The organism is Ornatilinea apprima (assembly GCF_001306115.1).
GTDB lineage: Bacteria > Chloroflexota > Anaerolineae > Anaerolineales > Anaerolineaceae > Ornatilinea > Ornatilinea apprima.
Genome location: NZ_LGCL01000019.1, coordinates 157,873 through 172,696 on the forward strand (window position 1 = coordinate 157,873; position 14,824 = coordinate 172,696).

10 protein-coding genes and 1 tRNA gene are annotated in these 14,824 nt (G+C 54.2%); 6 read left to right on the forward strand and 5 right to left on the reverse strand.

Going from position 1 to position 14,824, the window contains the following annotated elements:
* Nucleotide 1: 1 nt before the first annotated feature.
* Both ADN00_RS07610 and ADN00_RS07615 read left to right on the forward strand, forming a co-directional pair.
* Nucleotides 2-2,152: a diguanylate cyclase gene (locus ADN00_RS07610; protein WP_075062364.1), complete on the forward strand. Its 2,151-nt coding sequence runs from the start codon at nt 2-4 to the stop codon at nt 2,150-2,152.
* Nucleotides 2,153-2,306: 154 nt separating this feature from the next.
* On the forward strand, nt 2,307-3,056 hold the full coding sequence (locus ADN00_RS07615) for a DeoR/GlpR family DNA-binding transcription regulator (protein WP_075062365.1): 750 nt from the start codon (nt 2,307-2,309) through the stop codon (nt 3,054-3,056).
* A gap of 78 nt (nt 3,057-3,134) precedes the next feature.
* Here the strand turns inward: ADN00_RS07615 and ADN00_RS07620 are convergent, their stop codons facing one another.
* The 5 genes from ADN00_RS07620 to ADN00_RS07640 all read right to left on the reverse strand — a co-directional run bounded on the left by ADN00_RS07620 (nt 3,135) and on the right by ADN00_RS07640 (nt 8,400).
* Nucleotides 3,135-4,187: an L-threonylcarbamoyladenylate synthase gene (locus tag ADN00_RS07620; protein WP_075062366.1), complete on the reverse strand. Its 1,053-nt coding sequence runs from the start codon at nt 4,185-4,187 to the stop codon at nt 3,135-3,137.
* A gap of 15 nt (nt 4,188-4,202) precedes the next feature.
* Nucleotides 4,203-6,068, reverse strand: a complete 1,866-nt coding sequence (locus tag ADN00_RS07625) for a DUF4914 family protein (RefSeq protein WP_075062367.1) — start codon at nt 6,066-6,068, stop codon at nt 4,203-4,205.
* Between the two features lie 576 nt (nt 6,069-6,644).
* Complete coding sequence (locus tag ADN00_RS19740; protein ID WP_152966287.1) at nt 6,645-7,577, reverse strand: hypothetical protein; 933 nt, start codon at nt 7,575-7,577, stop codon at nt 6,645-6,647.
* Nucleotides 7,578-7,781: 204 nt separating this feature from the next.
* Nucleotides 7,782-8,081 (reverse strand): hypothetical protein, encoded by a 300-nt coding sequence (locus ADN00_RS07635; protein ID WP_075062369.1) that lies wholly within the window; start codon nt 8,079-8,081, stop codon nt 7,782-7,784.
* Between the two features lie 246 nt (nt 8,082-8,327).
* Nucleotides 8,328-8,400: transfer RNA gene (locus ADN00_RS07640), tRNA-Arg, on the reverse strand.
* A 193-nt stretch (nt 8,401-8,593) separates the two neighbouring features.
* On the opposite strand from ADN00_RS07640, the gene ADN00_RS07645 reads away from it, so the two are divergent.
* From ADN00_RS07645 to ADN00_RS07660, 4 genes are all read left to right on the forward strand, one after another.
* Entirely contained in the window at nt 8,594-9,382 is a 789-nt protein-coding gene (locus ADN00_RS07645; RefSeq protein WP_075062370.1) for a ParA family protein, read from the forward strand.
* Between the two features lies 1 nt (nt 9,383).
* Nucleotides 9,384-10,190 (forward strand): chemotaxis protein CheW, encoded by an 807-nt coding sequence (locus ADN00_RS19505; RefSeq protein WP_082389971.1) that lies wholly within the window; start codon nt 9,384-9,386, stop codon nt 10,188-10,190.
* A gap of 194 nt (nt 10,191-10,384) precedes the next feature.
* Nucleotides 10,385-12,829 (forward strand): methyl-accepting chemotaxis protein, encoded by a 2,445-nt coding sequence (locus ADN00_RS07655; RefSeq protein ID WP_075062371.1) that lies wholly within the window; start codon nt 10,385-10,387, stop codon nt 12,827-12,829.
* A gap of 208 nt (nt 12,830-13,037) precedes the next feature.
* Nucleotides 13,038-14,783 (forward strand): fasciclin domain-containing protein, encoded by a 1,746-nt coding sequence (locus tag ADN00_RS07660; RefSeq protein WP_075062372.1) that lies wholly within the window; start codon nt 13,038-13,040, stop codon nt 14,781-14,783.
* Nucleotides 14,784-14,824: the final 41 nt, after the last annotated feature.

Below are 14,824 nucleotides of genomic sequence, written 5' to 3' on the forward strand. Positions count from 1 at the left end.
CATGAATTTTAATCTCTTTCCGGTCGTCAACCTGATCTTGTTGGGCGCGAGCGCCTCTGCCATCCCGGGAATTTTGGGCCTGCTGCGCGCTATCGAATCGCGCCTGGGCAGGCTCTTTTCTGTTTTTTCCTTTGGCATCGCCTTTTGGATCTTTTGTTACGGCCTCGAAATCCTTTTTACCAGTTTCTCGCAGAAGATTTTCTGGGCGAACTGGCAAATTCTCAGCGCGGCTATCGCATCGATCAGTTTTTTCCTCATCGCCCTGACCTACACCGGCCGCGGGCGCTCCATCAACCCGCTTGTCATCTCTCTGTTCTCCCTCATTCCCCTCACCACCCTTGCGTTCGCCTTTACCGATGAAAAGCACCATCTGGTGCGCCAGTTTGTGGGCATCGCCTACGTTCGCCAGCCTCTTTCCTTTGTCAGCCTCGAATTTGAATACGGCCCCCTGTATTGGGTGAATACCGTTTACTTGCTTCTGGTGGTGCTGGCTGGCGTGCTGCTCATTGCGCGCTACGTTCATCGCGCCAGCCCAACCATGCGAGTTCAGGGAGTAACAATGATGATCGGCATTCTGCTCCCCTGGGCCGCCAATATCATCACCATTTTGGGGTTTAATCCGCTAGCCCCTCTCGATATCACCGTTTTCGCCCTGCTGATCACAAACGTCATCTTCGCGGTATCCATCATCCGCCTGCGCCTCTTTAACCTCATCCCCATCGCCCGCGACACGCTCATTGAGAGCCTGCCCGATGCCGTCCTGATCATGGATAAACACGGTCTGGTAGTCGATGCCAACCCTTCCAGCCTGCGCCTTTTGCACATTGAGCAAAAAGAAATCCTCGGCAAACCGGCCGCCAGTCTGATCCCCGATGATCTTACCGCCTTGCTCAAGCAGTCTTCTCAAGAAAAAAAGCCGATCTGCAAAGAGATTCAGATTAACGGCCAAGGCTCCCCCCGCTATTTTAACCTCACCGCCGCCCCGCTCACCGGCCAGGGCGCCATCGCGGCTGGCTGGCTGGTTACCCTAGCCGACATCACGCCAGTCAAAGAATCGGAACAGAAAATCCAACTTCTCTTGGAATCGGAGCGCGAACAGCGCATTCTCGCCGATACGCTGCGCGAATCGAGCAACATCCTCAGCACCGCCCTCAATATGGAATCGATCCTCGACCATCTGCTGGGGCTGGTGCGCCGGGTAGTGCCCTACGACTACGCCCGCCTCTTTATCGTGGAAAATAACCAGGCGCGCATCGTCCGTCAAGCCGGTTTCGAACATCTCCCCCCAGACGTGGTCTATAAAATCTCCAATCACACCCTCAATGTTCAAACAACAGAAAATTTGCAGTGGATGGTGAATCACCGCCAGCCCATGATCATCTCCAATGTCGCCGAATTCCCTGGCTGGATTAATGTGTCGGGAGATCTGGATATCCATTCCTGGCTGGGCGCGCCCATTTTTGCCCAACAAGAATTGATTGGCTTCATTTCCTTGATCAGCATCCAGCCCGACCTCTACCAGCAATCTCACGCTGAACGCTTATTCGCCTTTTCGGGCCAGGCCGCGCTCGCCATTCAAACCGCCCGCCTCTTTGATGAGCTGCGCCGCATGGCCATCACCGATTCGCTCACCTCGCTTTTCAACCGCCGGCACTTCTTTGACCTGGCCCGCCTGGAGTTTGAGCGCGCACGCCGCTATGGAGAGGAGTTGTCCGTCATCATGCTGGATATTGACCACTTCAAACAGGTCAATGACACCTACGGCCATGTTGCCGGCGACTCGGTTCTGGCCACCCTCGCCCGCGTTTGCCGCGCCGACCTGCGCGAGATGGACATCCTCGCCCGCTATGGTGGAGAAGAGTTTGTCATCTTGCTGCCCAACACCAGCATCGACGCCGCCCTGGTTGCCGCTGAACGTCTGCGAAAAAAAACCGAAAACACCGCTATCGAACTCAACACCACCACACGCCGTGAATCTGCCGGTTATACTTCCAATTCCGCGCTCCCTTCCCACCTCCATGTGACCATCAGCTTGGGCGTCTCCGCCCTCGACACCTCCGTGCCCGACCTGGAAAACCTCATTAACCGCTCCGACCATGCCCTCTACGACGCCAAACAATCCGGCCGCAATTGTGTCTGCGTTTGGAAGTAGATTCCTCTCTTTCTACATCAGCCTTTCCTGCGAGCGCGCGAGGCTAACCACCCCGCAATCCCGCCTCAAACAAGCATAATCCAGCAAAAACACGCTCTTTCGTGAAGACAATGATATACTCAAGGCATAACCCTTTTTTCCCAATGAGGTGAGTATGCTGGCTGCCGAAAGAAGACAATATATTCTGGAATGCCTGCAGCGTGACGGGCGCGTGCTGGCCAACCAGCTCTCAGCGGAGCTGAACGTCTCCGAAGACACCATCCGCCGCGACCTGCGCGAGATGGCCGCCGAAGGCCTGCTCCAGCGCGTTCATGGCGGCGCGCTGCGCAAATCTCCCGCCCTGGTCAATTATAAAACCCGCCTTTCGCAAATCACCGACCAGAAAATGACGGTTGCCAAAAAAGCCGCCGCGCTCATTCAAGACGGCATGGTGGTTTTTATGGGCGGCGGCACCACCAATACACAGGTGGCCGGTTTTCTGGCCCCCAACTTGCAGGCCACCATCATCACTCACAACCCCAATGCCGCCATTGCCCTCGCCGAACACCCTGGTGTGGAAGTCATCCTGCTGGGCGGGCGGCTTTACAAATATGCCCAGGTAACTGTGGGCGCCGAAACCCTCGAACAGGTGCGCCAGGTGCGCGCCGACCTGTGCCTGCTGGGGGTGTGCAGCCTGCACCCCGAGGTAGGCATCAGCCTGCAAGACTTTGAAGAGTCGCGCATTCAGCGCGCCATGGCCGACAACTCCGCCGAAGTTGCCGCGCTGGCCTCCGCCGAAAAAATCGGCACTGCCGCTCCCTTTGTGGTGGGCGGCCTGGATTTGCTCAACTATATCGTAACCAGCGGGGACCTGAGCGAAGAAGAGCTTGCCCCGTACCGCCAGTTTCATCTCGAAATCCTCTGACACGGCTCCGGCTGCGTGTGTGAATAAAAAAACCCCGCGCGCTTATGCGGGGTTTCTCAATAATCATCGTTTCAGGGCTTACCGCTGCTCTTTAATCGTCGCCGCGCGCCGCAGCCGGTCTTGAATTGCCAGGCCAATTCCCTGACTGCCAAACTCTCGCGCCACAATATAGTCCATTCCGGCCGCGTCGAGGTCGCGCAGCGCCAGGTAAAGGTTGCGCGCAATCTCTTCCAGATGCTCAACCGAACCCACCAGGCGCACAACCGCGTTGGTGCCCTCAAAATAGATCAGGTCTTCCACCGCGCAGATCACCCCCACCTGCTTCCCTTCCGCCAGCAGACCGGTTACTTTCTCCTGCATCTCCGCGCACACCCGCGCGTCACCATCACTTTCATACAGAATCATCACCGCGTGCGGCGCGTAATGCCGCGACAGCATCCCCGGCGAAAGCTGCGGCAGGTTGTCGGGGCTGGCTTTCTGCCCGTTGATCATCACATTTTCCAGCACCTCACACAGCGCCTCATACGAAACGCCCCCCGGCCGCAAAATACGCGCCGGGGACTGGCTCACGTCCAACACCGTCGACTCCACCCCAATCTGCGTGCTTCCCCCATCCAGAATCAAATCGATTCGCCCGTCCAGGTCGGCCAGCACATGCGCCGCCGAAGTGGGGCTGGTGTGCCCAAACCGGTTGGCCGAAGGTGCCGCCACCGGCAGACCCGCCGCGCGGATCAAGGCCAGCGCCACCGGGTGGGCCGGCATGCGCACTGCCACATTTTCCAGGCCGGCCGTTACCTCAGCCGGAATATTGGCGTGCTTTGGCAAAATCAGCGTCAGCGGACCCGGCCAGAAGTGCTCGGCCAACAGGCGCGCTTCTTCTGGAACGTCGCGCGCCACCTGCTCCAGCATACTCAGGTCAGCGATATGCACAATCAGCGGATCGTGAGAGGGCCGCCCTTTGGCCGCGAATATGCGCAGCACCGCCTGCACGTCCAGCGCGTTGGCCCCCAGCCCGTAGACCGTCTCGGTGGGGAAGGCCGCCAGCCGCCCGGACTGAATCACCCGGGCGGCTTCTGCAATCACAGCATGTTCTGGATTTTGGGAATGAACCGTTAATACGTTCGTCTTCAAACTGAACTTACCACCTTACTCAGCCTTTATCAACGCCTCATAATCGCTCACAATGCCGCCATCCAGGCAGCATTCGATAATTTGCCGGCCCAGCGGCGTGAGATCAGGCTGGTTAAAATCCTTCAAACAGCGCAGGAAGAAATCCCTCAGCATACTTGCGCCCTGGTCGTAGGCTTCCACGCCCACTTCGGGCTGCGTATCCACCTGCAGGAACCAGCGTGGAATCTGATAGCCTTCCACATGCACATTGTGCAGCGCGTAACCCAGCAGCGGCGAACGCGCCGCGCGAATATGTTCGGGGCGGAACTTGGCATTACCGCGCCGCGCCAGGTACTCGCGCGCCAGCCACTGCGGCATAAAGCCAACCCGCCACGCCCCAATGTACTGGTTGGGTGTCAGAATGTAGCGCATCTGTCGGAATTGATCGAACTGCTCCAGCAGCAAATTCGCCTGGCGCACCATTTTCCCCGCCGCGAAAGGCCAGTACGAACCCACGCCCTCGCTGCTCATGCCTTCTTCGCTCACAATGCTCGGGTTGTCATACCCGCGCGGAGAGACCAGCCGCCACAGCCAGGCCAGCGCCGGCGGCAAAATATGAAACAACCCAATGATCCCATAGGTGGGATTTTCTTTCGTGCAGGGCGGCGTGCGCACCCCAAAAGAGCGCACATCCACCGTGACCGGTTCTTTAATCACATTGGGAACCAGGTTGCGCGGCACAATCACGCGTGGATTCGGACAGGGCTTGCCCGGCGCGTCTTGAATATGCTCCCAGATCAACGCCCGGCTGTTCGGCGCGGCGTCAATATTCAAAAACAGCAGCGGCTGGCTGGGCTGCGCGGTTATGCGCTCCAGCGACGGATCAACCCCATAGCTGTCAATATGATTAACGCGCACAAACCACGCGTCCTCTGCGTCCGTTACCCGCATACGCCCGTGATAGCGCTGCAGCGAAGGGTGGCAGATCGCCATGTCGTCGGTCACCGGCTTCAAATCGCAGGTGCGCGGAATGGTTACATAACGCTTCTCACCCGTTATCACATTCTCACCCAGCAGCAGCCGCCCGTCCGACTCGCGGTGCGCCTGCTCCAGCATCTCGCTTTTACCGCCGCCGCTGGCCCCCTCATGCATAATCACAATCGCGTTATCGTAAGGTGTAACCACCACCACCGTCGAGCAGTGCGGCGCCACCCAGCCTTCGCGCGCGCCAATATCAATCACAATGCCATAAACACCCTTCTTCGCGCTTGGACCGGGGTAAAGGTTAAACGAGAAAATCTCGTACAGATCGGGCCTGCGGTTGTGCACCACAATCTGCTTACCCTTAAAATGCGTATGCCGGAAGGGAGGCGCCACAAACAAAACGGCCTTGGGTTGAAAATCAGCGTCGAGTTCCTCCACCGGCGTAATGCCCTGCAGCATCGCCAGCCCCAGCGCGAAAAAGCCCGCGTTCAATGGCGCAATCGCCAGCGCATCCACACCCATGCCTGGCTGCCCGGCCGTAAACGCGAACACCGCCAGCTCCTGGCCTTTCAGCCACTCCAGCGCGCTGGCACGCACCGGCTCAAACTCTTCACCGTAGATTTGCTTGTAGGTTAACTTATCCGTGGCGTCTTCATCCCCCACCACCAGCGAATCGGGGTCGCGGCGGCGCATATACGGCTCAACATAATTCACCGCGATACCATTTCGCACCCGCGCCACGGTCGCCTCGACCGTTTGTCCCTTACCCGGCACATCATACGCCACCTCATAAAAGGAATTATCGGGCGTGCCAGTCGAAAGAGCGAAAAGCTCATCCAGCGTGCTGGCCACCACCACCTTCGGCGCGCTTCTAAAAATCTCTGCAATTTCTTCGGGGGGATTTAACTTCTGCCACATTGGTTCACCTGCTTTTCTCACTAAAACGGAAACAGTTTAATTAGTCGATTATACACACAATTTGGAATTTTGATCAATAGGCGTGGAAAAGGATTATTTGGCAGGTGTGCAAATGAGGCGCGTGGGGATCACAAAAGGTCACTCTGCACCATGCGCAAGGCTTAGGAGTGTGAAATAAAAACTTTCAAAGAACTAAAGCGGCATTCTCAAAATCGATCCTTTTCATCACAGGCCTGTAACGTCGGTGTCAGCTTCTATTCAATGCAATTGGAAATCATCCATCAATCATTGGGACTTTCAATTGATCGCCATTTATCGAAAAAATTGTAATTACCCGTCGATATATTCAAATCAAAACGAATTACGTTCATAACGTGACCAAAATTCTGTAGATCGTATTGCGCATAAGAAACTACCAATCCGTGATTTCAATGGTTGTATATCCAGACCACGGAAGCTCGTATTTCTTTTCTGAGACAAAGATGGTATCGGGGAATTCATTATCATTTGAATCGAAGAATATAACTATATCTCTAATTCTTTAATTTCATTGTTTTTCAGCATACTTTCTACTTGTTATTGTTGGGGAAATAGCTTGTAATAATCCAAATCAAAGCAGGCTTGATTAACATTCCCGGTGATAACATCAAAAAAATCTGTTGGCGTCAAGGAAGTCAATTGTGTCAGATCAATCCAATCTGTGAACTGGTATTTATCATAAGAACCGTAATTTATTAGAACTTGTTGTATGTTTTGATCTTCAAGCGGGCAAGCACGCAAAATGTGCTCTGGCTTGTAAATCACCTGGTTTCCAATGTATTGTATGTACATTTCATCATACATCCACGCCATATCATAACTTATGCGGCCTTCTGGGCCTTCATACATGATGACAAATACTTGTTGGGGGACTCCATTGGCCTCCATTACACGATCAGGCCGAAATGCAAGCCAATCTTCCCCAGAAATATCAGATGCATGGATACCTGAGATTCCAACGCTAACTTGATATACAATTCCTTTGGATTCCGATAGCGTTATCTCCACTTTCAAATTATGTTTTTCACCGCTAATTGTCGAATAATAATACCTATTGGAATCTGCAGTTAGTTCATACCCAACGCCTCCGATTGATAAAAGTTTTTCAATCGCATCATCAAAATTTGTCTTCTTAGGTTCAATTCCCCAAAAACAATTATTTGAGCAATCATCGTTTGTCTCCATTAGTCTGATAATCTCTTGTTGAGCCGACTGCTCATCGAGGATTTGAAGCGGAGTCTCACTTGGGGTAATTGAAATTATTGGTTTTTCAAAACTGGTTGAAACAGGAGAAGCTGCAACTGGAATTGAATAATTAAGCGGAATTTGAGTGTGCAATTCAGTCAGGCTTTGATCCGTTGGCAAACCTTTAGATGGAGTTCCAATGTTGCTTGTGCCGCAACTAGTTAACAAGAAAATATCAAACCAAATTATCAGAGCGAAGAACAATGAAGTTTGGTAATTTCGCATTGTTTACCTGGTTTCTCTTATCATTTTCCAAAATCATTAGATGGTCGAGCAGTATAAGCAGTATTATATTGAGTTCGAACTCATTAAGTCAGTTACCCAATATAGAATAATTAATTCGAATATTTTTCAGCAGACCTTCTCTGGTATTTTCTTGTTAGATTTTCTGTTCTAAGACATTTCTTGCTTTAACGGCTCATTGATTCTTTACTCAAAGATAGTTGCAACCAACATACAGGTAAGACCAAGAGCCATACAAATTCCAATAATCCCACCTATTCTTACTTCAACCATCAATAAAGGGTATTTTTCAGCGAATGATTTTGGGCTGCTGTCTAGCAACTCAAACATCTTACGATTTCTTGGTGTTAAAAATTTTTCCTTTGTAACCTGATAAAAGAAAATTTTTATAGATTTCATGATTGAAACAGCTATATACAACGGGTTAACTATACTTATGATCCCAATTGGAAATAGTAAAAATATCAGAAATACTCCAAAATACATTTGGAATTCTCCCGTTATATCCACAACATTCAATTCGGCTATAAATAACTTCTTTGACCCCCAAAAATTTTTTGCACGGCTCTCAGACAGGAATTATGCCATTACACCGCCTACGCCCTAATGTAATACCCCTCTGAATTGTCTTGCATAATTCGAGAAAAACAACAAAAAACGTGCGTCTCTCTGAGGGTAGCAAACAACCTGTCAGTTGCAAAAGACCGCGGCTCGAACGCTTAAATAATTAGGCGCCCCCGGCGCGACTCGAACGCGCAACCAACTGATTCGAAGTCAGGTACTCTATCCATTGAGCTACGGGGGCGTGCTCTTCTTTAACCTACCGTATTATATCCGCTTGCGCCGATCCCTGTCAATGATCGCCCCCAACCCAACCGCGCCCTTTTTTACGCACCCTTTACACTCCCCTTATCCCAAATTTACCCACCTGCGGCCTGCTTCGCCGTATGATAGACAAGGCATAATCGAATCGATTCATTTCTCTACCAACAGACCTTATGACTCAAACCATTGCCATTTCCAATCAGAAAGGCGGCGTCGGTAAAACGACGACCTGCGCTTCCATTGGCGCTGCGCTTGTCAAGAAAGGCGCTCGCGTTCTGCTCGTCGATCTCGACTCTCAGGCCAGCCTCAGCGTCGCGCTCGGCCAGGCGGTCCACCTCAACGATGAATCCATCGCCGACCTGCTCGACACGTCGCCATCCTCCGGCGAGCTTTCCCCCGCCGATCTCATCCACCCCACCAGCCTGCCCGGTCTCGACATTGCGCTCGGCGACCCGCGCCTGGCGGTGGTGGAACATCACCTCCCCGAGCAGACCGGCTACGAACACCTGCTCAAAAACCATCTCCAGTCGCTCGCGGCGGGCTACGATTTCGTTCTTCAGGATTGCTCTCCCTCTCTCGGCCCCCTCACCATTATGGCACTCACCGCCGCCAATCAGGTGATCGTTCCCGTCCAGCCCGATTACCTGGCTGCCTGGGGCATTATGCGCCTGATGGAGACCATCGAAGCCGTTCACCAGCGCACCAACCCCCATCTCCAATACCGCATTCTGGCCGTTATGTACGACCAGCGCAACACCATCACGCGAGAAATGCTCAACCGCCTCCAGCAAAACTTCAACGGGCGCATCTTCAAAACCATCATTGGCGTCGATACCCGCGTCCGCGAGTGCGCTGTTACCGGTGAGCCTCTGCTCCAATACGCTCCCTCCACCCGCGCCAGCAAGCAGTACCTTCAGGCTGCCGGCGAATACCTGCAGTGGATTGGATCATCGGAAGGATAACATGAAAAAACCCTCCAAAATGAAAGCTGCTCTCGACAGCCTCTTCTCTTCAACCCAGGCCGTGGAAGATCTGCCGGTTATCGAGAAACCCGCGCCTGTCAAAGCGCCGCGCAAGACCGCGCCCAAACCCAAGGCCGCCCCGGTCGAACCCAAACCTGCCGAGGCCGAAACCCAGCCAGCAGCCCCGGCAGCCGAACCAGCCGATCCACCTACCGCTGCGGCTGTTCCCCCCGCGCCAGCTCCGGCCAAACCCAATCCAGCCCCCGCGCCTGCCCCCGAGCTTGCGCCCGCGCCAGCCGAGAAACCAGTCCCCGCCCAGCCGCAGAGCGCCGCGCGCGCCGAGCAGCTGTCTTCGCAGCTCGACGACGCCGTGGAACAGCTTGTCATTTTCAGCCTGGCCAATGAATTCTTCGGCCTGAAAATCGACAAAGTCGACGGCATTATCAAACCGCAGGCCATCACCCCCGTGCCCCACACCAAAAAGCACATTATCGGCGTCACCAATCTGCGGGGCACCGTTTTGCCCGTCATTGACCTGCGCCTGCGCTTTGGCCTGCATTCCGCCAGCCTTGACGACAATACTCGCGTCGTCGTCATCAAAGCGGGCGATCTCAACGCCGGTCTGATGGTGGATGAGGTTACGCAAGTGGCGCAAATTCCTTTGTCGGCCATTGACCTCACCCCTCAAATCACCGTGTCGCTCGACTCGAATTATGTTCGCGGCCTTGCCAAAACCGATGAGCGCATTGTTATCCTCCTCGATCTTGAAAAAGTGCTGGCCGCCTCGGCTCCCCGCCAGGCGGGATAAAGAAATATAAATTTTGAAAGCATCCCTGCGGACGGGATGCTATCTTGTCAGTAGTAATAATTTCATTACCAAAAGACTCAACCTTTTATTGTTTTGGTCGATAATCAAACCAGATCGATTATTGTTTGCGATTCATGCCCTGGTTTGCAGGCTGTTAACACACACTCAATTCCACACAGGAGACCAAAGCTGCCATGAATTTTTGGAACAATTGGAAAGTCAGCACCAAAGTCATTGTGGGTTTCACCCTCCAAATGCTGATGATTCTGCTCATTGGGGGATTGAGCATCTTCCGCAACGCTCAAATCTCCGACACCGTAAAATCGCTATCCGAACAAACCGCCGCCGAGCAGCGCCTGGCCGAGCGGCTGGCCGGCGAAATTGCCAATGTTCAGCTCAAAGCCTTCGAGTATATTCAAACCGAAGACGAAGAGAAGTATCAGGTCTTTATAGACGCCTATACCGCCTACGAAGGCCTCCTCAACGAAGCTGAAAGCACCATCCGCAACTCAGACCGGCTGGTCTTGCTGCAGCAAATCAAAAACGGCATCAATGAGTATTACCGCTATGTCAAAGGCATCCACAACCTGTTGGTTGAACGCCGCACCGCCATCGATACCGTCCTTGAAGTGGATAGTAAGCTGGTATACACCCGCCTGGCGCAAATTGAAGACCGTTATTACCGCAACGAACGCTTTGCCGAACAGCGCCTCACCAGCATCATGTACAATTCCTTTGCCAGCATGGAAGCCTCGGCGCTGCGCTACCTTTCCAACCGCACCGACGAGAATTACCTCGAGTACACCAAAATGTACAACGCGGCAAAGCAGAGTTTTGAGAACCTGAATGAAATTCTTACCTCTGAATCAGAACGCCAGCTGGTAAAGCAGGTGATGGACTCGGTGGATTCGTACAATACCGGGTTCAAAGACGTCAAAAGCAGCTCAGACGTCCAGCAAAACCTGATCTACGACACCCTGTTCCCCATTGGATTAAACATCCAGGCGGCTGCCAGAGAAATGTCGGACAGCACCGAATCCGATTTCAGCAACGCGGCTGAGCTCTCCAACCAGAGTGTAGCCCAAACCCGCGTTATGCTTCTGCTGGTTGTGATTGCTAGCCTGGCGGTGTCAGTAGCGTCAGGTGCGGCCATTGTTACCAGTATCAACCGGCCCATTTCTCTGATCACCACCATCGCCCAGCGCCTATCCAAAGGCGACCTGAACCGCGATCTTTCAGAAAAAGACCGTGCCGCCATCACCAACCGCCGCGATGAATTTGGGAAAATCGGCAGCTCTTTTATTTCTCTCATAGACGACTACCTCCAGGTGCTGGCCGACCGCTCACGCCAGGTTGCCGCCGGAGATCTCAGCGTCAGCATTCAGCCCCAATCCGACCTGGATGAGCTGGGAATCGCGTTAAACCAGATGGTCAGCGAACTGCGCGGCCTGGTCGGTGAAGTGAAAGACCACACCGAAGCGATGGTCAGCTCAATTGAGGATGTCGCCTCAGCCTCTCACCAGTCCAGCGTGGCCACCAATCAAATCGCCTCCACTATTCAACAGGTCGCGCGCGGCATCGGCCAGCAAGGCGATTCGATTAACTCAACGGTTGTTTCGGTTGAGCAGATGAAACGCTCGATCGAAGGCGTGGCACGCGGTGCTCAGGAACAGGCCGCGGCCATTTCCCGCGCCGCAGCCGCCACTTCAGAGCTCAGCTCAACCATCGATTGGGTCGTCGATGCCTCACAACAACAATTTATGGCTGCTTCCGCTGCCTCCGAAAAGAGCCAGGCCGGCGCCGAATCGGTTACCCAAACCATCGAAGGGATGAACCGAATCCGCGAACAGGTGCAGCTCTCCGCCGAAAAAGTGCGCGAAATGGGCAAAATGTCCGAATCAATCGGCAATATCCTCGAAACCATCGACGACATCGCCTCGCAAACCAATTTGCTGGCGCTCAACGCCGCCATCGAAGCTGCCCGCGCCGGCGAACACGGCAAAGGATTTGCTGTTGTTGCCGACGAAGTCCGCAAACTGGCCGAGCGTTCTTCCTCCGCCACCCGCGAGATCGCCACGCTGATCAAACAGGTTCAAAAATCGGTGCAAGACTCGGTTCAGGCCATGGATCGCTCAGCCAAAGAGGTGGAAAACGGCGTCAAGCTCTCCGCCCAGTCCGAACAGGCCCTGGGTGAAATTCTGGGCGCGTCGGAAGGTTTGAAGATGATTGGTGAAGAGGTTTCCTTCACTGCTGAAAAAATGAAAAACCTCGCCGCAAATCTGGTGAGCATCATGGACGACGTCTCGGCAGTGGTGGAAGAAAACACCGCCTCATCAGAAGAAATGGCCGCTGGTTCCGACGAAGTATCCCTCTCCATCGAGACCATCGCTGCCGTCAGCGAAGAGAACTCCGCCGCTGTTGAAGAGGTATCCGCCTCCACCGAAGAGCTTAACGCCCAGGCTGAAGAGGTTACCGCCGCAGCGTCAGACCTCACCGGCATGGCCCGCGACCTGCTTGCCACGGTGCAGCGCTTCCGCCTCAACGGCCAATCCGCCAGCCCGGAGACTGAAGAAACCGCAGATAACCAAGACTGGACAGAAGAAGCGGCCACGCCTCTTGCCGAGGCCGAACCCGCTTAAGCCGGTTTCAGGTTTTTCCAGTTCACAAACCCTGCTCAAAATAGAGCAGGGTTTTTTTTGGTTATCCAAATGACAAAAACACTTTATAAACCTTATACATAGAAACGATTTTAATTAGACAAAGATGATACGAATAGGTATTATTGTGATCAATAACCTGAACAACAAACAGGACCTACCCGATAAAAGAATTGAAAAGGAGTTACCCATGAAAAAGCTGTTCTCGCTATTCTCTGTACTGATGGTAGCCGCCCTGGTGCTGGCTGCCTGTGCTCCGGCTGCCACCCCCATGCCCGAGCCTACCCCCGTTCCTCCCACCCAGGCGCCCGAGCCGACCGCGGTGCCCACCGAAGCCCCCAAAACCATTGTGGATATTGCCGTAGAAGATGGACGCTTCACCACCCTGGTTGCTGCCGTACAGGCCGCCGGACTGGCCGAGACGCTCTCTGGCGAGGGACCCTTCACGGTCTTCGCCCCCACCGATGACGCCTTTGCCAAACTACCCGAAGGCACTGTCGAAGCTCTCCTGGCCGACATTCCCACCCTCTCCGAAATTCTCCTTTACCACGTCGTTCCTGGCGCGGTGATGGCTGAGCAGGTCGTAGAGCTGAAATCCGCAGAAACGGCTGCCGGTATCGATGTACGCATCAAAGTGATGGACGGAAAAGTGTTTATCAACGATGCCGAAGTGCTGATCACCGATATTGAAGCTTCCAACGGTGTCATCCATGTGATTGACTCGGTCATCCTGCCGCCCGCCGATATTGTTGACATCGCTGTTGCCGATGGCCGCTTCACCACCCTGGTCGCCGCCGTACAGGCTGCAGGACTGGTGGAAACGCTCAAAGGCGAAGGCCCCTTCACCGTCTTTGCCCCCACCGATGACGCTTTCGCCAAGCTGCCCGAAGGCACGATCGAAGCCCTGCTGGCCGACATTCCCGCCCTTTCCGACATTCTGCTCTACCATGTTGTGCCCGGTAAGTACTACGCTGAAGACGTGTTAGCCATGCCGGTTCTCGAGTCCGCTCAGGGATCGTCCTTGCTGGTGAAATTGATGGAAGGCAAAGCCATGCTCAATGACGCCGAGATCATCATCACCGATATCCCCGCCCGCAACGGCGTGATACACGTCATCGACACCGTCGTGACCCCAGGCAACATTGTTGAAACCGCTGTCAAAGATGGCCGCTTCACCACCCTGGCTGCCGCTCTGCAAGCCGCCAACCTGGTGGAAGCCCTGCAAGGCGAAGGTCCCTTCACTGTCTTCGCCCCCACCGATGAAGCTTTCGCCAAACTGCCCGAAGGCACCGTGGAAGCTCTGCTGGCCGACATTCCAACCCTCAGCAACATTCTGCTCTACCATGTGGTAGAAGGCTCTGTCAAAGCCGCCGACGTGGCTGGCCTCAGCAATGCCGACACCCTGGCTGGTGAGAAACTGAATATCATGATCGATGGCGAGAAAGTCATGATCAATGACGCTCAGGTGATCATCGCCGATATCGTTACAACCAACGGCGTGATCCATGTCATCGACACGGTTCTACAGCCCCGCGACATCGTCGACACCGCCGTAGCCGACGGCCGCTTCACCACTCTGGCCGCCGCCCTGGAAGCCGCTGGCCTGATCGAAACGCTCAAAGGCGCAGGTCCCTTCACTGTATTCGCCCCCACCGATGACGCTTTCGCCAAGCTGCCCGAAGGCACCGTGGAAGCTCTGCTGGCGGACATTCCGGCCCTCACCAATATTCTGACCTACCATGTCGTGGCTGGTGAAGTATACGCCGCCGATGTGGTCAACCTGGAAAGCGCGGCCACCGTTCAGGGCCAGCCGGTCTCCATCAAAGTGGAAGACGGCAAGGTCTTCATCAACGAAGCCCAGGTCATCATCACCGATATTGCCGCGAGCAATGGCGTGATCCACGTGATAGACTCGGTCATTCTCCCTCCCCAATAATCGCCAATTGCGCGGCACGAAAAGCGGCGGCCTCTATAACA